The sequence below is a fragment of the Roseibium sp. genome, from assembly GCF_965229775.1.
Taxonomy (GTDB): domain Bacteria; phylum Pseudomonadota; class Alphaproteobacteria; order Rhizobiales; family Stappiaceae; genus Roseibium.
In genome coordinates this window covers 3925513-3948469 of record NZ_OZ245929.1, presented here as the reverse complement: position 1 = coordinate 3948469, position 22957 = coordinate 3925513, and the positions used below count along the sequence as shown (strand labels likewise).

Below are 22957 nucleotides of genomic sequence, written 5' to 3'. Positions count from 1 at the left end.
AGGCTTGTTCCGCACTTGACGTTTCGCATTCAGGACGCAATCGGCCCCGCAACCGGGATTTCATTCAGACTGCAGCGCAGGATCAACCAGTTTCCGCCGGCCTGGCGCTGCAGCACATTCAAGGACGTGCCCCGGCCTTCGTCCCCTTCGCTGTAATGCGCAAGACACCAGCCGAGGTCGCCCGATCTGCCGGCACCTGTCACCTCGATCTTCTTGTTGACGGCGTCCTCGTCAAACCACTCCAGGTGCGCCGCTTCGATCGCCGCCCGCCCGACCGCCGGCGGACCATAGGGGGAGAAAAGTTCCGCGTCGTGAGAAAACAGGGCCGCACATCCGGCAGCATCTCCGGAGCGATAGCAGCCGACATACGCGTCGAACACTGACTGGAATTCCTGTTTGTCGGACATCTCGCCTCCCCTGGTCTGTGCCAGGAGACTATCGCGGTTCACGCAAGCCGCTGCAAGGCTCGGCAGCGCTCGCAAGTAGGCAAGGATAACAAGAGCCCGTTTCGTCGCTCGGACCCCGATCGCGTTGACTGTGCATGATGATGCAAGCCGCCAGTATACCCCGCAATGCCGGTGATCAGCATTGCATGCGCGCCTCGCGCTCAGTGCCGGATTGGCAAGTGAAGTGCCGGCCCCCGGGCACATCTGAAGCTGGATCGCCAATCACGGACGAGACCGCTCAGAACCACACGCGATTGGTTCACTCGATGCGCGGCAAAGTATGAGGACCGATCACGGAGGATGGGCCGAGCAACGGACTGAAATTCAGCTAAACCGTTTTCTCTACACTTTTCAGCTTCTTAAAAGAAAGGGTGGCGGAGAGGAAGGGATTCGAACCCTCGATACCGTTCCCGGTATACTCCCTTAGCAGGGGAGCGCCTTCAGCCACTCGGCCACCTCTCCGTTCCGCCCTTTTCCTTGATTTCTGAGGGTATTGCAAGATCAATTTTCGGTCGTATCAGGCTGTTTCAACAAGGTTCGATCGAGAACGGGTTGTGCTCCCGCGGTTTGCGGAAAGAAAAAACGAGTTGAAGCGATTCACGTCCGCACAACGCTTCGCCAGCCGGAGCGCCGCTGCCGGATCTCGCTTTTCGGGCCCACCTCTTTTGACGCGAATCGCATAACCACGCGTTTTCCCGGGTGACATGGCAGGAGGCCGGGACCCGTTGCGCCTGGAAAGCAACTGGACGTTTTTCCAAAGCTAACCGGCCATAACAACTCTCACGAAAGGAGCCAGATAGGACTGGCGAATTGGTGCGGATGCCAGGGTATTACGAAACAGGAATCGATGCCGGCTTCGCGCAAAACGCATAACAGTGACGCTAGGTAGTGTTTAGCCTCAACAAAGAAAGTCAGCAAATCCTTTGCGAGGCGAACGCATGTCCAATCAGACATTTTTTCTTTCAGATAGTGACGGTCCCGACGCGCTCGTTTTCACAAGCCGAACGCAGGTTCACGTCCCGTTTTCGTTCTCGATCACACGCACTGGCGACCCAGGGCTTGAACCTGTTGCAACTCTGATCAGCATGCCGGACATTTCCTGCAAAAGGACACCGCGCCGGCGCCTCTCGGGCCAGGCAGAAGCATTTTTCCGGTCAGCAAAACCATTCGAATTTTTTCGTGAAAAGAGCCGTACCACGCGGCGATCGACGTTGCGCATGAGCATGTGTCAGACAGGAGAGAGCCATGAAGATCAGACTGGAAATCGACCTTAGAAATCTGCCTGCAGATACGCATGCCTTTACCAAGAAAGCGCAGCAGGACATCACGAAAGCGATCGCAGTCGCCCTCACGTAAAACGGTGCCGACGGCAGGATCGTGAACGTGGCAACACACATGCCCAAACCGGTCAGCTGAACAGCGTTCCGCAAGGCTTAACGGACAAGGCCGTTCGATGCGGGATAGGTCGGTTGATCGGTCAAACTCACCCAGCGCCCATCCGCCCAGCGCCACTCAGCGTGACCACCCTTTGCTGTCCGGATTAACCCGAAATGGATCTGGCAAGACGATCACCAATCAATGATCTTGTCATTCCGGTTGAAGCGCAGCGGAAGACCGGAACCCAGCAACCACTGGATTCCGGTTGGTTTTATTCTCCGACCACAAGAGATACTGGTTCCCGGTCTTGCCGCTTTCGCGGCAAACCGGGACAACAATTCTGTATGATGACTTGGTGCCGGACGGAATCATGCAGTCTTCGCCCCCTCAGGCACGAAACGCGGGGGAACAATTCCCCGCGCGCCGTCCCTTCCGGTCACTCCGTTGCGCCGACTTCGCGGTAGTAGCGCTCCGCACCGGGGTGCAGTTCCATCAGGCCGCGCTTGGATGCCGCGAACTTCACGTCCAGCGCCTTGGCCCACGGGGCCTCGGAAGTCACCTGCTCCAGATTGTCCCAGAAGGTCTTGGTGATTTTGTAGACGGTTTCGTCGTCCAGATCGGCGCGCACACCGATGCCGACGGCGGTGTCAAAGGACATCACCGGCCCCTCGTTGGTCTGGCCGTCATACATGCCCGCAGGCACTTCGGCACGGTAGCGCCACTTGCCGAGCCAGGTGTCGACCTCCTCGCCCTCATCGCTCTCCGGACCGATGAAACGCAGGTTTTCCGTCTCCGTGAACTGGATGAACTGGCCGCAGGGATCAAGACAGCCGTTCACGTAGACGTCGATCTTGCCGTCGAGAAACGCCTGGAACCCGGTCTGCCAGTTGGCCTTGATGGCGTCGTAGTCCTCGCCGACGACGAGGCCGGTGGTGGCCTCGACCCAGCCGCGCGCGGCGTTGTAGGCGCCGCCGCCCTGGGGCCCGAGAAAGACGGACGCGCCCTCGATGTCGTCCAGCACCTGGATGTCGCTGTCGCCGCGGACCGCGAAGTGGTACTGGCCGTAGGGGAACCACATCAGCAGCCGGTAATTCTTGGCAAGTTCGGGTGCGTCCGGCTCCTTGGCATACATCGCCTTGCCGGCGGACATGAGGTTGTAGATCACCGGGCTGGTCATCGACATGTCGAGATTGCCGCGCGCCACTTCCATCATGTGCAGCGTCGCCGCGCCGCCGCCGGAGACCTCGATTTCAACATCATCGAGATTGTCGGTGACGATGTTGGCGAAGGTCGCCATGGTAATCGCCTGGCCGAGGCTCGGCGCGATCGTTGCCATCTTGAGTGTGTCCTGAGCCTGGGCCGATGCCGCCCAGATCATGGCTGCGCTTGCAGCCAGTGCCAGTTTCCGCATGCGATTTCCTCCCTAAAATATGCAGTTCATGTGTGTTCAGGCCGATCTTGCATCGACCGGTGACGGATCTCCCCCCAGGAACCTGTGTCCGACGACAAGCCCGATCCCAGCGGCAAGCGCGGGCCCCGCGATCGCCAGGTCCGGGATCAGGAGCGCACCTCCCGCCGCGACCCTCAGGACGCGCTCGATCATGTTGAGCCTGTTCTTCTCAAAGCCGGTCAAGGCCGAAGTCAGGAGCCACATGGAAAGGGTGAAGGCCACCACGATCCAGCCGAGGTCGAACCAGCTCACCGTCGCGATATCGATCATGGCCTTCGATGTCGGCACTTCGCCGCCGAACCAGCCGAACAGCACCTGGAGCTTGTAGAGAACAGCAGGGTGATAGACGAAGACGAAGGGAATGATGAAGCCCGCCAGGGCAAGCCGCGCGGCCTGAAATCCCGTGCGCACCGGGTCTGCCCCTGCAATCGGTGCCGCCGCAAAGGCAGCCAGCGCCACCGGCGGTGTCACGGTCGAAATCACGGCAAAGAAGACGACGAAGAGATGCAGGGTCAGGGGCGCGATACCGACGGCATCGATGCCGGAACTGAGCGCGATGACGATGATGAAATAGGTCGCTCCCGGCGGCAGTCCCATGCCGAGGACGATCGCGCCAAGGGCGACGACAACCAGCGTCGCGAACAAGGGTCCTCCGGCGAGCTGCGCCAGAAGAAGCGACAGGCGGCCGCTGAAACCGGATACCTGGATCAGGCCGACAATCAGGCCGATCGCCGTGACGATCACGATGATCGACGCTGACATGCGCCCGGCACTGACAAAAGCCTTGTAGAGTTTTTCCGGCGACCGGAAACCGCGGAACAGAACGAGGGCGCTGACAAGGGCGACGATGAAGCCGTAGAAGCCTGCCTTCGGCACCGAAGGCTGGGCAAACAGGAAGTAACTCAGGACGCCCAGCGGCAGAACGAAAACAAGGCACTGCACCCGTTCAATGCCCGTCAGGGCCGGACGTTCTTCTGCCGGAAGCGGGCCAACGCCCTGACGGCGCGCCTCGAAATAGACCGTCAGGAACGTGCCGAGATAGAAAAAGATCGCCGGAATGATCGCCGCAATGACGATGTAGCGGTATTCCAGGCCGATCTGACCGGCCACGAAGAAGGCGACGACACCCATCACCGGCGGCATCACCTGCCCGCCGGTGGAGGCGGCCGCTTCCACCGCCGCGGCGAAGGCGGGCCGGAAACCGGAGCGCTTGATGACCGGAATGGTCATGACACCGGTCGAGACGACATTGGAGATCGCCGCCCCGCTCAAGGTCCCGAACAGCGCGGAACTGGCGACGGCTGCGTGGGCGGCGCCCCCGGTCAGCCCTCCGGTCAGCCTGTTGGCAATCTTCATCAGGAGATCCCCTGCCCCGCTCGCCATGAGCACCGCGCCAAAGACGATGAAGATCAAGACGTTGCCCGAGACGACCTGAAGCGGCTGCCCGAACATGCCGCCTGTCTGTGACCAGAAATTCAGAACCATGGAGCGCATGCTCTGCGCCAGCGTCGCCTCCGAGCCGGCAAGAATGCCGGTCCAGTCCGGCAGCCAGCCACGCACGAAGAAATAGATGATCCAGAAGAGGCAGAACCCGACGATGAAACCGCCGAAGCCGCGCCATGTCAGATAGAGAACGAGGGCGGTCGCAATCGGGAAAAGCACGAAGTCGAGCGGCTGTGCCGACGGCAGGGCGCCGCCATCAACGGCAAAGAGGTTTGCCACCCAGATGCAGAACACAACCGTAGACAGCGCCGCCAGCGTCCACCTCAGCCAAGGCCGCGTTCCAGGCAGATTGAGAAAGGAAACCGCGAAGGAGAACAGGATCGGCAGCCCCAGGATCAGACCCGTGGGCAGAAGAAACGTCCGTTCGAACGACCTGAAGGAGCCCCCGAGCCAGTGCTCGCGCATCAAAAGCCGTTGCTGGCGCCGTGACAGTTCGTCGAAGCCGGGAGTCGTGGCCTCGATGACCCAGCGCACGAATTCGGACAGCGGTCCGGAAGCGGCGTAGACAAGGATGACCATGGCAAACAGGAACGCCAGGAGATCGGCAACGCGCTGCTCGAACCGGACCGGTGTCATCTGGCCACCTCCCCGTTCCTCAAACGCCGGGCATGCCATAGATAGGTGTTGCGGGCCGTCGCGTTGATCTCATCCTCGGCGAGGTTTTCCAGGGCCTCGGCCTTCAGCGCTTCAGCCGGTTCGCCAAGGGCGATCAGGTGATCGCAGAGTTCAAGCCTCCACTGCAGATCCCCGGTGGTTCGCGCTGCCGCCATGAGCGCTTCCGGCCCGCCGGCGAGCTCTGCCACATGCGCGGCCCTTTGGGCGGAAGACAGGGTTCCGAGATGGGTCGGGTTGCCGTCGTACCAGCCGAGTGTGCCGGTGGCAAAGGCCCTGGCGGACCAGCCGGCCTTTCCGTAGTACTCGCCGAGCCAGGGCTTGTCGGCGATATCGTCCGGCAGCTGCAAGGTGGCGGCGATGTCGTCCAGGGAAAGGCCCGCATTCATGCCGTCGGCCGTGTGGCGCATCACGTGACGGATGGCCCGCCGCGTCGTCGTCAGGACTTCGCTGACCTTGTCCCGGCCGAAGACCGGCATGGTATGGCCTGGTGCCAGCACGGCAGCGCCGAGACCTTCCAGCAGCGCCAGGCTGTCTGCCCAGGCGGCGAAGTCGCGATAGGGCGTGCCGCGAATGGCGTAAAGGTTCGGAAAGGCGTGGTACCAGTTGTCGCCGGGGATGAGAACGCCGGCATCCTCCAGCCAGACGGCCATGTGATCCTCGGTCTCACCGGGGGCCATGATCAGCCGCGCCCTGACACCGTCAAGATCGATGTCCCGGTCCTCGCCGACGAAAAGCGTCGGCGGAAGGAACCCCGCGCCCAGACCCTCCATCGGCCGATCGCCGGGACCACAGCCGAGCGACACGCGTTCTTGCGGGGAAAGACCGATGCCGAACTGCGCCGCGGTCCGGCGGTTCAAGGCCTGATGGGGCGCAATCTCATCCGCGTCCTGGCCGACAAGATCCGATTTGAACCTTGCATTGGCGATCACCGGAATGTCGCGCCCTTCAGCAAAGACGGCGGCGCCGGAAATGTGATCCCTGTGGCTGTGGGTGTAGATGATCCGTCCGACCGGCTTGTCCGTCAGCTTGCGGATTTCCGCGAGCACGTTTCCAGCGGCGCCGGTGCTCTCCGACGTGTCGACGACGGTCAGCGAAGTCTCGCCCTCGATCACGTGCTGTGTCGATGCCGCGAAACCGACAGCCGTCCACAGTCCGGGCGCCAGTTCCACGATCGACTTGCGGAACTGGGTTTCATTGTGGTGGAGGAGAGCGGCATTGGGCATCAATCAGTCTCCCGTGTGCCTTTGCAGCGCTGGGCCGCGATATTTCTCGGTCAGTTCCTCCGGCACTTCCGAGCCGTCGACCAGGAAGGGCAGAATTCCCCTGCGGAGCGAGCGTCCGCGCATGCCCCGGATGTCATCGTCCGAACGCGTGACCCGCTGGGCACAGCGCCTGCCCCATTCGGCAAGCGCGGTGTAGAGCCTGTCGATTTCGTCCATGTGCGACGTGCCCTTTGCCAGGTCGTGGAATTCCTCGGGATCTTCCTGAAGATCAAAGAGCATCGGGCGGAAACCGCCCTCGGCATGCATCAGCTTGTAGCGGCCGTCGAACACCATGAAGAGGCGGCAGTCCTTGGGGTCGAGCCCCAGTTTCACGGCCTGCTGGGTCGGCGAATAATCGAATTCGGAAATTGCATACTCGCGCCAGTCCGGTGTCTCACCCCGCAGCAACGGCAAGAGCGACCGGCCCTCCAGGATATGATCGGCAACCTTGCCGCCGGCGGCCTCGACGAATGTCGGTGCCAGATCGATGGATTCCACGAGGGCATCGCAGATCGTGCCGCGGGTCGCGTCCGCCTCGGGTCGAGGATCATAGACGATCATCGGGATCTTCACGGACGGGTCGTGGAAAAGGTCCTTCTCGCCAAGCCAATGATCGCCGAGATAGTCGCCGTGATCGGAGGTCAGGACAATCATCGTGTCCTTCATCCGGCCCGTTCTCTCCAGATAATCGAGCAGCACGCCAAGCTGATCGTCGCATTGCTTGATCAGGCCCATATAGGCGGGGATGACCTTCCGGCGGACCTCTTCCTGTTGGAAGGCTGCCGCGATCTTGTTTTCCATATAGGCGGCAAAAACCGGATGGGCGTCCTCACGTTCCACCTCGTGACGGCAGGCCGCCGGAACGTGGTTCAGACCGAACATGTCGTGATAGGGCGCGGGCACGATATAGGGCCAATGCGGCTTGATGTAGCTGACATGGGCGCACCAGGGGGATGTCTGCTCCTCGATGAAATCGATGGTGCGGGCGGTCAGCCAGGGCGTCTCGCTGTCCTTTTCGGAAATATTGGCGGGCTTGTCGGCATTGGCAAACATCCAGCCCGAGGCAAGCCCGCCGTCTTCGTCTATTCCTGCATTGGCGAAATCCGCCCAGGGATTCTCGCCGGCATAGCCCTTCGACTTCAGGTATTCGTTATAGGGCGACCGTTTCTCGTCGTAGAAACCGTCTGGGCCATAGCCCCAAAGGCCGTCGTCGCGGATCCAGACATCGAAGCCGCATTCGGCCTGGCGCGCGCCGATCATGCTGTCCGGCGACAGGCCGAGCCGCTTCATGCCGTCCTTGTCGGCCTTCATGTGGGTCTTGCCGATCAGCCAGCAATCCATGCCAGCCGCACGCATGTGGTCGCCGAGCGTCAACTCGCCGACACGCAGGGGAAAGCCGTTCCAGGCCGCGCCGTGCGAGGAAACGTACCGGCCGGTGTAAAAGCTCATCCGGCTTGCCCCGCAGATCGGCGACTGGACATAGGCATTGGTAAAGCGGACGCCCATCGCGGCAACGCGGTCGAAATGCGGGGTCTCCAGATGCGGGTGCCCGGCGCAGCCGAGATAGTCAAATCGCAGCTGGTCATACATGATGAACAGAATATTCAAGCGCGGATTTCTCCACTTTTTGCCGGCCTTCAAAGCCAGCTTCCTCCCTCGGGCAAGGCCCGTTTGTGAAAGAAGTATTGCCCTTCTTTTCCGGCCTGTCTAATCTTCAGTCCGCTAGGCGGACCGATTGAACGATGACAGAAAACGCTCAAAACGAACGCGTCAGATCCCTAGAGCGCGGGCTCGAGATCATCGAATTTCTCTCGCGTCACACACGCTCGTCCCTCGCCGACCTGCGCCGCGCGACAGGCTATTCCAACGCGACGCTGCTGCGGCTTCTGTCCAGCCTCCAGCACAGGGGCTGGGTCCGCAGAAACATTGTCGAGGGCCAGTACGAACTCTCCCATTCGATCGGCAAGGTGCTGGGGGAAAAGGCCCGCGCCCATCCGCTTGCGGAACTGGCCGCGCCCATTCTCCTCGATCTCAAGGGACGGCAGACCGGATTGCCGTCCGACCTCAATGCGGTGACCGGCCCAGGGCGCATCGAGATCATCGAAAGCACGCGTCTGCGCGGCCCCATGGCGCCGACCCGCACGGCCCTCGGTATCCGGCCTTCCATGGTGCTGTCCGCGCACGGACGCGCCATTCTTGCCTTCTCGCCGGAAGCCGTTGCACGGAAACATCTTGAAAGCCTCCGCAATATTGCCAGCAAGGAAGAACTGCGCCTGATCGAGAGCGGTTTCCTGGCAACCGAAATCGCCGAGACGCGCGCACGCGGCTTCGGCCTCAGGGAAGCCGCTTACTGGCAGGCTCCGTTCGATCCCGGCCCGGAACTCGGCGCCATGGCGGTCCCGATCATCTCGAAGTCGGGCGTGCACGGGTCCATCAGTATTCTGTGGATGGTCGATGATATGCGCATCGACGAGGTGCTGGCCTTCGGCTGCCTGGACGATCTTCAAAAGGCGGCCAAACGCGTGGCGGACGTGCTTGACCGGGAACGCATCCGGGCGCCTGATATTCTGTCCCTCTAACGGGCAAGGGCATTCAACGCTGGTGCGCGCACCCTTGATACGCCGCTTGCTCAAAGCTCCAGCTTGTCGCTCACCGACATGGCGCTCATGCCACCGTCAATCGTGATGTCCTGGCCCTTGATCCAGGCGCTTTCGGGAGAGGCCAGGAAGATGATCACGTCGGCGACTTCTTCCGGCAGGCCCGGACGGCCTGCGCGCGCCACGTTTCTCGCCATCCGGTCACCGAAGGCAGCGGCGAAATCCTTCAGGATCCCTGTACTGACAGCTGCGGGGCTGACGGAATTCATCCGCAAGTCCCGGGCGATCATGCTTTCCGTCTCCGCCATCGTCATGACGATCACCGCTTCCTTGGAGAGATTGTAGGCCCTCGTTGCATCGATGCCGCGCCGCTGAATGAAATCGGCGAGCCCGTCCGGTTCGAGCGCCATCAGGGCCCTGACTTCGTCCAGGTTTTCCCGCCACATCGCGCCGGCGCGCGATGCCGTGTTGACGATGGCGCTGCCGGGTTCGAGCTTGTCGAGCATGCCGGCCATGAAGCTGCGCAAACCGAACCAGTTCACCTTGAGAACAAGTTCTTCCAGCCCGTCACGCGGCGGCAGGCCCGCATTGTTGAGGAGCGCGTCGAAAGGACCGGTTGCCGCCTCGATGGCAGCACGGATCGAGGCAGGATCGCTCAAATCCGTTTCAATCCAGCGTGCGACCGGAACCTCCGGCTCGGAGATATCGAACGCCGTGACCTCGTGCCCGAGTTCCGTCAGTTTCCGGGCGACTTCAGCCCCGATCCCCGATGAGCCGCCTGTCAACGCCACGCGCATGCCGATCCTCCCAAACCTGTTTCGTTGCGGATCTTCCGCCCAAGGGCTTTTTCCGTCAAATCCGCACGACCTTCAGCCTGGTTTTCAGGTCGGTGCGGCAGAAGGCATGGAGGAAACAGGTCTGTTCGGAAATGTCGAGCATCTCCTGGGCCATTTCATCGCTCTCGGACGTCTCGAGATAGACGTGGGTCTCGATCGGATCGGCCTCGCCGGCCTTGCCGGTTCCGCCCGAAGCACCGCCGAGTGAAAAGTGGGTGTCCTGCACGATACGATAGTCCGGCAGGTTCAGCTTGAGCATGGAGACGAACCGCCCGAACTGGGTCATGAAACAGAAACCGATACCCGCGCTGATCAACGTGCCGGCATCCGGTGCCCTGCCATCTTCGGAACTCAGGAAACGAAAACTCGTGCCGTGAGGCGAATAGAGCAGTTGCTGGATGTCCTTGATGCCGTCCGGCCTGAGCACGGCGATGGCGCCCGGGTTCAGCCGACGGTCCTGTTCATCGGCAAGGCTGGAGGCGGCGGCTGCCGTTCCGAGCGCAACCTCCTTTTTCGGTGTCATGCCGACCGGCTCGACGAGCGTCAGATCAGACGCGAGGTCCCGCGCTTTCGCGAAGTGGTTTCCCGGATCGGGGAAGAGATCTCCCTCCAGTTCGGCAACCTTTGCGGTCGGCAGTTCGGTTCCGTTCTTGCCGAGCTTGAAGAGGCTTTCCAGCTTGCCGCGCATCAGGCCGTTCAGCGGCGATGCGTGAACCGCATTCATCAGGAACGAATTGAGCGCTCCGTCGTCCAGATCGCAATCGATCTCCACAGTCAGTTCGACCGGCTCGGCGCCCCCCACCATGGTGCGCTTCGGCATCGAGCCTCTCATCGTATAATAATTGTCCTGGATCAGCCTCAGCTTGCGGATCCGGACGCCCTGAATTTCGCCCAGGGCGACGATCTCGTTCATGTAGCTGGCGATCATGCCGGTCGTCAGAAAGGCAAGCGGACAGGGCGCCGCGTCATGTCCGCTGAGGTAAGGCCCCTCGTCGGACACGAGCCGCCAGGTGTCTCCGGTCCGCGCCGACCTGACCAGAGCTTCCTTCTGAAAGCCGGACAGGGACCGGACCCAGGTGCGAAGCGCGTCACCCTTGCGGTTCTCAGGGGCGTTTATGCCGACCTCATCGGCATTCGACACCTTGAAAAAGGGTGCAAGGCTGCTTTCCCCGATGATGTTTTCGCCCAGCTTCGCCATTGCTTTCGTCTCCCGGAATTCTGATTGTCGCGACCAGTGAAAGGTCACCGGATCTATTGTTTCGAACCGAGCAGGAACCCTGCCGGTGCGGATATGGAATGCGGTTCGGCAAATGCCAGAACGCCATCATATCCAAGGTTGCGGCCGATGCCGGACTGCTTGAACCCGCCGAAAGGACCCCGGCCGTCCTGCGCCATCGGCCCGTGGCCGTTCAAGTAGGTGTAGCCTGCCTCCAGCCGGCGCGCGATGCGCACCGCGCGTTCGGCATCGGTTGTCCAGACGGAGGAACACAGGCCGAAATCGCTGTCATTGGCCTTTTCGACGGCCTCTTCCTCGGTGCGGAATTTCATGATCGGCAGGCATGGTCCGAACTGCTCCTCGCGCACCATCTTCAAGGACGGATCGGCATCATAGACTAGCGCCGGTTTCTGGAAGTAACCGCCACCCCGATATAGGTCCTCATCGGGCGCCTGGCCGCATTCCTTCAGATCCGCGCCTTGCGCCCTTGCCTCGGCGATCATATCGCGGACGACTTTCAGCTGCCGCGGATTGTTCACCGGGCCCATGGTTGTTTCGGGAAGGAGGCCGTCGCCGACGACAGCCCGTTCGCAGGCTGCGGTGAAGCCGTCGACGACTTCGTCATAGCGGCTTTCATGAACATACATGCGCTTCAGCGCCATGCAGATCTGGCCGGAAGAACCGAAAGCGCCCCAATACATCTTGTTGAAAGCCTCCTCGTTCAGCTCGGCGTCCCGAAGGATCAGCGCCGCGTCGTTGCCGCCGAGTTCAAGGGTCACGGGCGTGATGTTCTCCGCCGCAACCTTCATCACGTGACGGCCGACACCGACCGAGCCGGTGAAATTGACCATGCGCACCAGGGGATGTCCCGTCAGCGTGTCGCCGATCTGCTTTGCATCGCCCGTCACGATGTTGATCACGCCCGGCGGAAGCAGCCGGGCGATGATCTGGAGGGTCAGCACCGGTGCCATGGCGCTGTCCTCCGATGGTTTCACCACAACGGTGTTGCCGGTAACGAGCGCTTGCGGCAGTTTCGCGCCGAGGATGGAGAGCGGCCAGTTCCAGGGAACGATCAGGGCGGTGACCCCGCGCGGCTGGCGGGTGATGATCGTGTCGAACCTCGGACCGACCTCTGCCGGCCCGAGCTCCTCGTCAACGGCCATGCGCTCGCCGTAAGCAGCGGCCTGCAGGAAACGGTCGCCCAACCGGCTCATTTCCAGGAGCGTCTCGCGCGCGATCTTGCCGTGCTCGCGGGTAAAGAGCCGGGAGCGGTACTTGACATCTTCCTCGTCCGCCACCAGTGCCGCTGCAATCTCGCGCAGCCTGCGTGCCCTCTCCTGAAACCCGAGCGCCGCCCAGGACGGAAACGCCGCGTGTGCTGCCTCCACGGCCGCGTTCATGTCCTCCCGGCTCGCTGCCGCCGCATGGCCGACGAGTTCCGATGGCCTTGCCGGATTGTAGAGGTCGTAAACCGCGTTGCCGGTCGCCGGACGCCCCTCCCCGTTGATGAAGATGTCCGTGGTGATCGCTTGATCCATGTTGTTCATGCTCGTGTCCTCAGAACTTGCCCTGGTTGTTCCATTCCTCGGGGGGAAGGATCTTTTCGGTGACATCCCAATGTTCGACGATCCGTCCGTCCTCGAGACGGAAAATATCGAAGACGCAATAGTGGCTCAGGCCCATCTGCACATGGCTGAAGGTGACGACAAAATTGCCCTGGCCGATCAGCTTGTGCACCTTCCAATAGCGCATCGCCTCGCCGCGTTCGGCCAGTTCGCCCGCGTAGGCTGCAAATCCCGCCAACCCGTCATCGACATGCGGATTGTGCTGCAGGTAGGTGTCCGAGATGAACTCGGGCGCGCGCTCGAACGCCCCGCCGACAAGGCAGGTTTCGCAGAATTCCTGCACCAGCGCCTTGTTGGCATCGGTCTTGTCGAGATCCCCGATCTGCGTGGCACCATCTGTCATCGAGCGGCCTGACTTCGTGGCCGGCTCGAAGGCCTGGATGACATCCCAGTGCTCGATCACCCTGTCGTTTTCATCCGTGTCGAAGAGATCGCCCGTGACCCACCTGCTCTCGCCGCCATTGAGGCTTTGAAAGACATGCAGAAAAACGTACGGGCCGTCCTCGACGGTGCGAACCACCTCTATCTGGCGCTCCGGGTTGCGCTCCAGGAACGGTCCGAAGAAGTCGGCAAATCCCTTTTGTCCGTCGCCGACGCCTGTCGAGTGCTGGGTGTAGCGGTCGCCGGTATGTTCGTTCAGTGCTTCCCAAATCCTGCCGTCGCGGATTCCTTCAAGGTAAAGCCCCTTGGCGTGCTTTAACTTGTTGCTGCCGGTCTGCGATTGCATCTCTTGCCGCCTCAAAGCTGGTGAACGTTGCTCAGGATATGGCCGGACATGCCGCCGTCGACGGTAAGATTTGCCCCGCGGAACCATTTCGCATGATCGCTGAGGGCAAAGGCGACGACCGGCGCTACATCCTGCGGGGTTCCCGGCCGGTCCATGTGCTTGCGGTCCTCCTCGGCCCGCTTCCCCAGGGTCTGAAGGAAATCGCCGAGAATGGGCGTATCGACCGGTCCCGGACTGATGCAGTTCATGGTGATGTTGCGCTCCCGCCAGGTCCAGCGGTTCTGGAGTGTCCAGACGATCAGCGCTTCCTTGGATAGAAAGTAGGATCGCCCGCCCTCGGCCTCGTTGAGCCCTTCCTTCTCGCAAAAGGATGCCACGTCATCCTCGAGCGACAGGTCCATGGTGCGCTTGACCTGATCGACTGCATTGGGCCAGCCGAAGCCGGCCAGGGACGCCAGGTTTGCGATCGAAGCGCCGTCCGCCAGTTTCGGAACCAGGCCGAGTGTCAGCCGCTGCAGGCCATAAAGATTGACCTTCAGAACCGCCTCGGCCGCCATCGTCGGCGGCACACCGGCAATGTTGGCGAGGCCGTCCGCCCCCGCGGGCAGTTGCTCCAAAAGGGCATCGATGGAAGCGGGATCGCCGAGGTCCGCCCTGAAGAATTGATCCGCGTTGCCGGTCTCGTTGCGGTCGACACCGATGACGGTTGCGCCCTGTTCCTTGAGCAGCCGGCAGGTTTCGGCTCCGATGCCGGATGCAGCGCCCGTCACGATAAATGTCTTGCCATTGTTCATGAAAACTCTCCCAAGGTCAGCCCACCATCGTCTGCGGCAGGAAAATTGCGATTTGCGGAAACAGCGCGAGCAGCAGCAGCATGAAGGCCATGGCGAACCAGAACGGCCAGATGCCCCTGAAGATCTGCCCCATGGGCACGCCCGGCGCGATGGATTTCACGACAAAGACGTTGAGGCCGACCGGCGGCGAGATCATGCCCATTTCGAGCACGATCACGACGACGATCCCGAACCAGATCATCTTCATGTCCGCCATGGACGGATCGAAGCCGAAGTCCAGCGCCGCGATGATCGGAAGCACCACCGGAATGGTCAGGACCAGCATGGCTATCCCCTCCAGGAACATGCCCAGGAACATGTAGATCAGGATGATGATCAGCAGGATGCCATAGTCGCCGATCGGCAGTGAGGTCATCAGGCTGACAAGCTGGCCGGGCAATTCGGTGATCGACATGAACGGAATGAAAATGAATGCGCCGATGATGATCAGAAAGACCGTCGCCGATGCCTTCACGGTCTGAAGGACCACCTCGCGCAGCGCCCTGAAGGACAGCGACCGGCGCCAGAGGGCGACCAGCAGCGTCAGGAACGCGCCGACGGACGAGGCTTCGACAGGCGTGAAGAAACCGGTATACATGCCGCCGATCGTGAGCCCGACAACGGCAACGAAAGGCAGCGCGGCAAGCGTTGCCAACCGGCGTTCCGGCCAGCTTGCCCGCGGCCCGGGCGGCCCGGCATCCGGCCGGCGCAGGACGGTGAGATAGATTGCGGCAATGAACAGAAGCGTCATCAGGATGCCCGGAATGACGCCGGCCATGAACAGGCGCCCGATGCTCTGTTCGGTCAGCACCGCGTAGATGATCATGCCGCCGGAGGGCGGGATCAGAAATCCGAGTGTGCCGCCTGCCGCGACCGACCCGGTTGCGAGGCTGTCCGAATACTTGAACTTTTTCATTTCCGGCAGCGCGACCCGGCCCATGGTGATGGCGGCGGCGAGAGAGGAACCCGAAAGGGCGGCGAACCCGGCACAGGCCGCGATCGTCGCGGAGGCAAGACCGCCCTTCATGTGACCCATCCAGCGATAGGCTGCCGTGAACAGATCCGCGGACATGCCGGACACGCCGGCAAGATTGCCCATCAGGACAAACATCGGAATGACGAGCAGATTGTAGTTGGAGGCGGCTTCGAAGGTTTCGCCGGAGAGGTTCGACATCGCGGTTTTCAGGCCACGCGCCCATGCCTGCTCCGAACTCATGCCAAGCAGCAGGAAGCGATTGGCGGTTGCTACGATCGTCCCGGCAACACCGACAAGGATCATGGCCAGCGCGACCGGAAACCGCAGCGCCAGAAGCAGAAACAGAAACAGGAGGCCGAGCACCCCGAGGGCGGTCATGCTGATCACGACGTTTCCCCCAGGCTGAGCTGGCTGATCCTGCCGCGCAGTATCAGTTGCACGGCGTCGCTCGCCAGAACGAGGGCATAAACGGCAACGCAGAGCGCGAGCAGGAAATAGAAGGGTTCATAGGAGATCAGCAGCTGCTGCGTCGTCTCGCCGAACTTGGTCGCCTTTTTGCCGGCCTCGACAAGTTCGTAGGCCATGAGGAGCATCAAGCCACCGCCGACGAGCCGCAGCGCGAACATCGACCAGCGCGCGAACCCGGGGGACATGCGGCTTTCCATCACCTCGATCTCGATATGCGCGCCGCACCGCCCGCCAAACGGAATGGCAATGGCGACGAGGATCACCAGGGACAGGATCATGAGATCCTCGGCACCCCTGACCGGCGCGTTCAGGACCTTGCGCATGACAAGCACGTTCCAGGTTCCGAACAGCGTCATGAAGGCCAGCATGGTGCCTCCGACACCGAAGGCGAGCCACGTCAGCAGCCTGTCCAACGCCTTGAGCCACAAATGACCGGACACGGTGATCCTCCCAGACAAACGGGCGGTCAGTGACCGCCCGATCCCTCACTTGTTGATCGCGTCGTAGATCTCTTCGGCATTTTCGATGCCGCGCTCGGCATAGTCCGCGAAGATGGCTTTCATGCCTTCGGCGACCGCCGCGTCCATCCTGGCACGCTCGTCATCGGACACCTTGACCCAGCTGACCTTCTCCATCTGCGGTGCGCTTTTCATGGCCTCGAGCGAGCGCTCATCCGCTCCGTGGAAACTCTGCGCCCCCATCATGGAAAAGGTTTCACCGGCCAGGTCATCGATGATTGCCCGGTGCTCGTCGGAAAGCTCCAGATACCGCTCCTTGTTCATCGCAACGAAGAACACGGCGAACTGGACCGGCACGTTTTCGATGAAATGGGTCGACACATCCCAGAAGTTCCAGGGTGGCGTCATGTTGTTGTAGGTGGCGGTCGTGCTGTCGATGGTTCCGGTGCTGAGGCCGGTATACATCTCCGTGACGGGCATCTGCACCGGCACGGCGCCGAGAGCCTCGACGAGCGGCGTCGTCATGGCGGCATAGGGCACCATTTTCGTGCCCTTGAGGGAATCCAGCGTGGAATAGTCCCCGGTTGCCGCCCAGGCGTTGCCGGCGACTGTGAACACGCCGAGCAGCTTCACGTCCTCATATTCGTCGGCAAGGTGATCGTCATATACCGAGAGAAGCCGTTCGGTCGCCTCCAGGGCTGTGGTGGCCTTGCCCGGCGGGATGATCAGCATCGTTTTCGGGAAGATCGCGGGCGTATAGGCCTGGAGTCCGAATGTGATGTCGGCGACACCCTCGACAGCCCGCTTGTATTGCTGAACCGGCCCTGCCCCGAGCTGGCCAGCCGGGTAGACCTTGATCGTCAGGGACCCGCCGGAGCGTTTCTCGACTTCTTCACCGAACCATTTGAACAGGACCGAGTTGGTGTGATGCTGCGGCGGCACGAAATTCGCGACGGAAAGTTCTTCCGCGGAAAGCGTGAGCGGTATCATCGACGCGAGCGCAAAGGCGGCTGCGCCAAACAGCGATTTCGATTTCATGGCTTCCTCCCAGAATGTCGACGGGACACTACGCAGAGATGGACATCGAAACCATTCATGCTTATTCATAATAGATATGAGCAAGATCGATTTTTTGAATCTGGACGGCCAGATCCTGCGTACTTTCCTGGTGATCCTTGAAGAATCTTCGGTCTCGCGCGCGGCGGAACGCCTGGAAGTGACCCAGTCCGCCGTCAGCCACACGCTTGCAAAGCTTCGGCAGATCCTGGGAGATCCGCTTTTCGTCAGATCCGGACAAGGACTGACCCCCACGGAAACGGCGCTGTCGCTGAAAGCTCCGGTGTTACAGGTTCTGGACGGCCTGAAAGCCCTGACCGAGCAGCGCCCGTTCGACCCCAGATCCGAAGACATGCATTTCGTGGTCGCTGCCAACGACATGCAGCGGGATCTGCTTTTTCCGCAACTGGTCCGGCAGTCGCTTCAGGACGGCGTGAACCTGACGCTGGAATTCAAACCCTCCGGCGTCCCGAGCGTGTCCCTCCTGCGAGATGCGCGTTGCGACCTGCTGTTGACGCCGCTCCCGCCCGATGCACCGGACATGATCCAGTACAAGCTTTTCTCGGGTGAGATGATGTGCTTCTACGATCGCGCCTGTACGCAGCCGCCCGCATCCGTCGAGGATTACCTGTCGGCCCACCATGTTACGGTTCAGTTCGTCCTGGGGGGCGGGTCCAACGATGTCCTGAAAGCCCCCGACCTGCCCTACATCCCCAAGCCGACCGTGACCGTCTCGAATTTCTCCGGGATCACGCCGTTCGTTCGCGGAACGGACATGCTTGCGACCGAAATCGAGTTCATGCACCAGACCTCGCTGCGCGACCTGGACATGGTACCGCTCCCCTTCGAGGCTGAAACGCTCACCGTCTTCATGGTCTGGCACGAAAGGTCGACCAACGACCCGGCCCACCGGTGGCTGCGTGATGCGGTCACCGACTGTTCGCGCGCCCTGGTGCTTTGAGCTGCAAGACGCGCTTTTCCGCTCCGAAAGACACAGGTGTGGAAATCGGCCGCCGCGGCTATCGCGGATTGCCCCATTCCCGATTTTGGTCACTTTCATCGGATCGTTATGCCATCCTGAGTTGAGGCCGGGGTGAGGCGCACCGCGCAATGAGTGTTGTCGAACAGCAGGGCATACATCGTCTGGTCGCGGACCGGTTCTCCTGGCTCGTTGCCGTCTGGGTGCATGTTCTGCTTTTGACAGTCCTTGCGGGATCCGATTTCAGCGAGCACCCCGGCACACCTGTCTCCGTCCCGCTCGCCGTCGAAATTCTGCCCTTCCGGGACTTCGTGCGCCCGGTCGTGCCCTCGCCCTTGCCTCAACCAGACACCAAGCAGGACACCGCAGCTGATCCTGCTTCACTACCGGATGCAGAATTGCCGCTTCCGGGGAGCGCCGTCTTCCGGTCCAGAACGGACTGGCAACGGGCGACGTCGTTTTACGCCGCGGACGTACTCAGTGATCCTCGGTCGGCGCAGGCACGTCTGGCGCTGGCCACACTGGTAAGCGGTGACAGGCTCGAACAGCTTTGCGCGCTGGAGGCCATGGAGCAGCTCAGGCATGCAGATCCGCAATTCCGGCCGACACGGCTGGCTCCGCACGCGTTCCGGAATTCCGTTCAACGGGACACTGAAATCATTGCGTCCGCCGCGGCGGTCAGAAGCAACAGGACGTGGTACGGCATCGCCTACAGGTGCCGTCTCTCGGCCAGCGGCAACGCAGTCATCGAATTCGAATTCGCACTGGGGGATCAGATAGACCGTTCGCTCTGGGACGAACACGGTCTTGCGCCTGTCCATTGAAACCCTGAACGCCTCCCGAGCAACACTCAAAACAAAACGCGGCAGAAACACTTTCTGCCGCGTCAGAAAAAGATATCAGGTTCAGGTGCCGTTTGGCCGGCAGCCTTCCTCGTGATCAATGCATTGACAGCCATTCACGCGCAGAGCGCTGTGCTTCGGCAATCTGAGACGGGCTCATTTCACCGGAGATTTCCTTACGGTACTGAACGGCGTCCTTGTTGCCTTTCAAGGCAGCGATGTTGAACCACTTGTGCGCGGTCACCAGATCGGTTTCGCCATTGCGGCCGCACGCGCTGTCCAGACCCATCTGGAAAAGAATGTCGGCAGTTACGGACTTTTCGCCCATGGCGGCCATATCCGCCGAATGCATTTCAAAACGAGCCATGATGCTCCCCTTTTCGTCCTCTGTTCAGACTTCCCCGAAACGCAAGTATTTGCGAATTTTTCCCCGGCGTTTCTTGAGGTCTACTTCAGCAGGAGCAGTTAAATGGCTCGTAAAAAAACAGGTTTAACGCAAACAGAACAAAAGTTTAAACAAGTCTGAAATTTACCCGCCGGTAATCATGCACAGCCGATTCCATGTTATTTTTCAACGAATTTACCCCTGAAATTCAGAAGTCGCATAAACTCTCTGTTCACCACGCTTCGAGTTTGGGTATTTTTTAGATCCGCTCGAAGCGTCAACCATCACCAAAGGGAACCGGGATCTCATGTCAGAGCCGACAATCGTCTTTCTTCACGGCACAAATGCATCTCCCTGGACGATGGAGCCCTTCCGCCGCTTCTTCGAGGAAAAGGGATATACCTGCCATTCGCCGACATACCGCCATCACGATCTGCCGGACGGAGAGAAGCGCACCGAGGCGCTGCGGGGCGCGAGCATTGCCGATTATGTCGCGGACATTGCCGGGTTCCTCGCAACTCTGGATAAGAAGCCCGTGGTCATCGGCCACTCGCTCGGCGGCCTGATCGCGCAGCTGCTTGCCGCGCGCGGACTGATCGCCGCGGGCGTGTTAATCAACAGCAGCATTATCAACGGCACCGTGCCGACCACCGAAATGGAACGCGCGCTCGGCAAGATGTTCATGGGTGCCGGTCCATTCTGGACCGAAGTCCCGGGGCAGGATTTTGATCTTCTGGCAACCTACGGCCTGAACACGATGCCGGTCGAGCAGCAACACGAGATCTGCGACCGATTGAGCACCGAGTCCGGCCAGGTGCTGTTCGAGCTGTTTTTCTGGATGTATGACGTCAACCAGACCACCTGGATCGATTTCAACCGCGTCAACACCCCCCTCCTGTTCCTGTCAGGATCGGAAGACAAGGTTGTCCCTCCATCCACCGCGAAAACGATGGCAGACCGGTACGGCCCGTTCGCGACCTTCATCGAAGTGCCCGGCCGGTGCCACTACATGCAGCTCGAAGACGACCATGAGACGCTAGCGCAGCGCAGCCTCGACTGGATCCGCTCCTTGTGAAACGCCTTGTCGGCATGGCTCAAGCCAAAATTGGTTCACGCCAAGCATAAAAAAAGTTCCTCACATGACCTAGGGTGACGGGTTTTCAACCCGGCACAGTGCATCTAGTTTACGTTTTCGTAAACGTAAGGGAGGAACGATGCGAAGACCACTTCTGATCGCGGCGCTGTGCGCGGTGATGACAATCCCGGTGAGCGCTACCGCTGCGCTGGCTGCCGATGCAAAGGGAGACTGGGTCAGACCCAATGGCGCGTCCAAGATCCGCATCACGTCATGCGGAAATGCGCTGTGCGGCAACCTGATCTGGCTGAAATCACCGCGGAACGACACTGCCAACCCTGACGCGTCCAAGCGCGGCCGCCCGCTCGTCGGGGTGCAGATCGTGCAGTCCATGAAGCCGACCAAGCAGGCCAATCAGTGGAAGGGCAAGGTTTACAACGCGGAAGACGGCAAGACCTATACCGGCTTCATAGAGCTGACCTCGGCCAACAAGCTCAAGCTCGAAGGCTGTGTCATGGGCGGCCTGATCTGCAAGGGTGAAACCTGGACCCGAAGCAACTAGAGCATTTTCCGACCAATTTGGGTCATTTGACCGAGGCCCTTTTTCGCGCTGGCGAGGCGGTTCGCCCGCCGCGGTGTTTCCCACCGCAAGGGTGGACCAACGATGCCAGAGCGAAAAAGGGCCCGGCCAATCTTGATGTTTGACGCTTGAATGCGTTTCACAACCGGTGAGGATATCCAGCCCATCGGCTGCGTTGTGCCACTTGCACGATGCACCGCATCGCGCTTCGTGACCCGCCTGGCCGAGTGAACCGGATATCCTCATCAAATGATCCAAATTGGTCGGAAAATGCTCTAGAGCTTTTCTGACCCCAGACAGTCAGCATGCAGGAGCAGATTGCCAGATCTCCGTGATCTGGCTGCCCCGCCATCTCGTTTTTCCGACTGTGTGGCGCATCGGTGCGTGCGATATGGCGGGGCCGAAACGGCCTTGGCGCACGTTCCACGCCGCCTCCTGAAACTGTCAGATCAGCATCTTCTTGTAGCCGAGATGGCTCTGGTCATAACCGAGCCGGCGATAGAAGTGATGAGATCCCTCGCGCTCCCGATTGGACGTGAGTTGGACCATGCAGGCCTTTTGTGCCCGCGCCAGATCTTCGGCATGCGCCATCATCAGGCGGCCTACGCCCCTGCCCCGCTGATCCGACCGCACGTGCACCGATTCAAGCTCCGCCCTGGAGCGCCCCCGGAAAGCAAGACCTTTCAGGAAGTGGATCTGGTAGGTGCCGACCACCTCGCCGGCGCCATTTAGGGCAACATAGATATCAACCTCGGGAGCCCCGACGAGCGCGTCAAATGCCGGCCGGTAGTCCTGCCAGCCGTCGAATTCCTTGTCCCGGCGGATGCTCGTCGCACCCGCGTTGATGATGGCGACGATGGCCTGCAGATGGCCGGGATCCGCCTTCTCGATCTTTATGTCAGTGTCCACTTTCCCCGTGTCTCCGATGACGTCCGGAAAAGGTCCGGCAGGCGTTTCACGGGCCGGATGCACCGCCGTGCCTTTTCGCTAAGATTTGAATCAAATTCGTCCTACCTGATGTACCAAGATTTAAAGCCGCATCCATAGTGTTTCATCGCAACAAGCCGGATCGCGGGAGACAAGACCCGGCTACCGGAACCTTTCACGGGGATATGGCCTCACATGTTTGACTTGGGCGGTTGGGCAATACCTATCGGAAGCGGTGTGGTAAGCGCGGCCTCCGTCTGGGGCCTGTCCGCGGTCGCGCGCCCGGACGGACACACCAGGGGCCATGTCAGCTTTCTGACCTACAGCCTTGCCAGCAAGTGGATCGCAGCCGCGCTCGTGCCGCTGTCGCTGCTTGTTGTCTATGCAATGGCGCACGCGCCGGCCAAACACATCGCCCTGGCCTTCGTCGTCACCACGGTGTTTCTCGCGCTGACGCTGTTTGTCGTCTATCAGGTGTTTTTCGTCCGCTTCGGATATGACAGGAACGCGATCTACTTCGACAGCCCGTTCATGCGGAACAAGAAGGTCGGCTGGGACGACCTCGAACATGTTGGGCATTCAAACGCGTTTCAGGTCAATTTTCTCGAAGTTTCCGGGATCGGCCGCATCTGGTGTTCCAGTTTCCAGAATGGTCACAAGGATCTCGGCCGGTTCTTGGACATGAAGGCCGAAATGCTTCTGGTCAGACAAAACTGACGCCCGG

The 22957-nt window shown here is 60.9% G+C and carries 21 protein-coding genes and 1 tRNA gene; 6 read left to right on the top strand and 16 right to left on the bottom strand.

Annotated features, from left to right (window positions below):
- Positions 1-29: 29 nt before the first annotated feature.
- From ACO07N_RS17890 to ACO07N_RS17865, 6 genes are all read right to left on the bottom strand, one after another.
- Positions 30-407 carry a YybH family protein gene (locus tag ACO07N_RS17890; RefSeq protein WP_421982322.1) on the bottom strand — a complete coding sequence of 126 codons (378 nt, stop codon included), beginning with the start codon at positions 405-407 and terminating at the stop codon, positions 30-32.
- A 411-nt stretch (positions 408-818) separates the two neighbouring features.
- Positions 819-908 (bottom strand) — tRNA-Ser (locus ACO07N_RS17885).
- Positions 909-2259: 1351 nt separating this feature from the next.
- The gene (locus tag ACO07N_RS17880) at positions 2260-3234 is read right to left on the bottom strand and encodes a TAXI family TRAP transporter solute-binding subunit (RefSeq protein ID WP_421982321.1); all 975 of its coding nucleotides are present in this window, start codon (positions 3232-3234) and stop codon (positions 2260-2262) included.
- Positions 3235-3270: 36 nt separating this feature from the next.
- Positions 3271-5352 carry a TRAP transporter permease gene (locus ACO07N_RS17875; protein WP_421982320.1) on the bottom strand — a complete coding sequence of 694 codons (2082 nt, stop codon included), beginning with the start codon at positions 5350-5352 and terminating at the stop codon, positions 3271-3273.
- A complete protein-coding gene (locus tag ACO07N_RS17870) occupies positions 5349-6614 on the bottom strand; it encodes an alkyl sulfatase dimerization domain-containing protein (protein WP_421982319.1) in 1266 nt (421 codons plus the stop codon). Before ACO07N_RS17870 ends, ACO07N_RS17875 begins: the two co-directional genes overlap by 4 nt.
- Before the next feature lie 3 nt (positions 6615-6617).
- Complete coding sequence (locus ACO07N_RS17865; RefSeq protein WP_421982318.1) at positions 6618-8261, bottom strand: sulfatase-like hydrolase/transferase; 1644 nt, start codon at positions 8259-8261, stop codon at positions 6618-6620.
- Between the two features lie 134 nt (positions 8262-8395).
- On the opposite strand from ACO07N_RS17865, the gene ACO07N_RS17860 reads away from it, so the two are divergent.
- A complete protein-coding gene (locus tag ACO07N_RS17860) occupies positions 8396-9232 on the top strand; it encodes a helix-turn-helix domain-containing protein (protein WP_421982317.1) in 837 nt (278 codons plus the stop codon).
- Between the two features lie 50 nt (positions 9233-9282).
- Here the strand turns inward: ACO07N_RS17860 and ACO07N_RS17855 are convergent, their stop codons facing one another.
- The 8 genes from ACO07N_RS17855 to ACO07N_RS17820 are packed head-to-tail and all read right to left on the bottom strand — an operon-like array spanning position 9283 to position 17427.
- Positions 9283-10047, bottom strand: a complete 765-nt coding sequence (locus ACO07N_RS17855; RefSeq protein ID WP_421982316.1) for an SDR family oxidoreductase — start codon at positions 10045-10047, stop codon at positions 9283-9285.
- A gap of 55 nt (positions 10048-10102) precedes the next feature.
- Positions 10103-11284, bottom strand: a complete 1182-nt coding sequence (locus ACO07N_RS17850) for an OsmC family protein (protein ID WP_421982315.1) — start codon at positions 11282-11284, stop codon at positions 10103-10105.
- Between the two features lie 53 nt (positions 11285-11337).
- Positions 11338-12849, bottom strand: coding sequence for an aldehyde dehydrogenase family protein (locus ACO07N_RS17845; protein WP_421982314.1), 1512 nt, complete (start codon positions 12847-12849; stop codon positions 11338-11340).
- A gap of 10 nt (positions 12850-12859) precedes the next feature.
- Positions 12860-13654, bottom strand: coding sequence for a nuclear transport factor 2 family protein (locus ACO07N_RS17840; RefSeq protein WP_421982313.1), 795 nt, complete (start codon positions 13652-13654; stop codon positions 12860-12862).
- Positions 13655-13665: 11 nt separating this feature from the next.
- Entirely contained in the window at positions 13666-14448 is a 783-nt protein-coding gene (locus ACO07N_RS17835; RefSeq protein ID WP_421982312.1) for a coniferyl-alcohol dehydrogenase, read from the bottom strand.
- A 16-nt stretch (positions 14449-14464) separates the two neighbouring features.
- Positions 14465-15841 (bottom strand): TRAP transporter large permease, encoded by a 1377-nt coding sequence (locus tag ACO07N_RS17830; protein WP_421984448.1) that lies wholly within the window; start codon positions 15839-15841, stop codon positions 14465-14467.
- A gap of 5 nt (positions 15842-15846) precedes the next feature.
- Positions 15847-16371, bottom strand: coding sequence for a TRAP transporter small permease (locus tag ACO07N_RS17825; RefSeq protein ID WP_421982311.1), 525 nt, complete (start codon positions 16369-16371; stop codon positions 15847-15849).
- A 45-nt stretch (positions 16372-16416) separates the two neighbouring features.
- Positions 16417-17427, bottom strand: a complete 1011-nt coding sequence (locus ACO07N_RS17820; RefSeq protein ID WP_421982310.1) for a TRAP transporter substrate-binding protein — start codon at positions 17425-17427, stop codon at positions 16417-16419.
- Positions 17428-17503: 76 nt separating this feature from the next.
- Between ACO07N_RS17820 and ACO07N_RS17815 the strand changes: the two genes are divergently transcribed.
- Positions 17504-18406 (top strand): LysR family transcriptional regulator, encoded by a 903-nt coding sequence (locus tag ACO07N_RS17815; RefSeq protein ID WP_421982309.1) that lies wholly within the window; start codon positions 17504-17506, stop codon positions 18404-18406.
- A gap of 149 nt (positions 18407-18555) precedes the next feature.
- Entirely contained in the window at positions 18556-19248 is a 693-nt protein-coding gene (locus ACO07N_RS17810; protein WP_421982308.1) for a DUF930 domain-containing protein, read from the top strand.
- A gap of 115 nt (positions 19249-19363) precedes the next feature.
- Here ACO07N_RS17810 and ACO07N_RS17805 read toward each other — a convergent pair whose 3' ends face one another.
- On the bottom strand, positions 19364-19633 hold the full coding sequence (locus tag ACO07N_RS17805) for a hypothetical protein (RefSeq protein ID WP_421982307.1): 270 nt from the start codon (positions 19631-19633) through the stop codon (positions 19364-19366).
- 325 nt (positions 19634-19958) lie between these two features.
- On the opposite strand from ACO07N_RS17805, the gene ACO07N_RS17800 reads away from it, so the two are divergent.
- Positions 19959-20726: an alpha/beta hydrolase gene (locus tag ACO07N_RS17800; protein ID WP_421982306.1), complete on the top strand. Its 768-nt coding sequence runs from the start codon at positions 19959-19961 to the stop codon at positions 20724-20726.
- 139 nt (positions 20727-20865) lie between these two features.
- The gene (locus ACO07N_RS17795; protein WP_421982305.1) at positions 20866-21288 is read left to right on the top strand and encodes a DUF2147 domain-containing protein; all 423 of its coding nucleotides are present in this window, start codon (positions 20866-20868) and stop codon (positions 21286-21288) included.
- Positions 21289-21750: 462 nt separating this feature from the next.
- Here ACO07N_RS17795 and ACO07N_RS17790 read toward each other — a convergent pair whose 3' ends face one another.
- The gene (locus ACO07N_RS17790; RefSeq protein ID WP_421982304.1) at positions 21751-22215 is read right to left on the bottom strand and encodes a GNAT family N-acetyltransferase; all 465 of its coding nucleotides are present in this window, start codon (positions 22213-22215) and stop codon (positions 21751-21753) included.
- A gap of 213 nt (positions 22216-22428) precedes the next feature.
- Between ACO07N_RS17790 and ACO07N_RS17785 the strand changes: the two genes are divergently transcribed.
- The gene (locus ACO07N_RS17785) at positions 22429-22950 is read left to right on the top strand and encodes a hypothetical protein (protein WP_421982303.1); all 522 of its coding nucleotides are present in this window, start codon (positions 22429-22431) and stop codon (positions 22948-22950) included.
- The last annotated feature ends 7 nt before the right edge of the window (positions 22951-22957 follow it).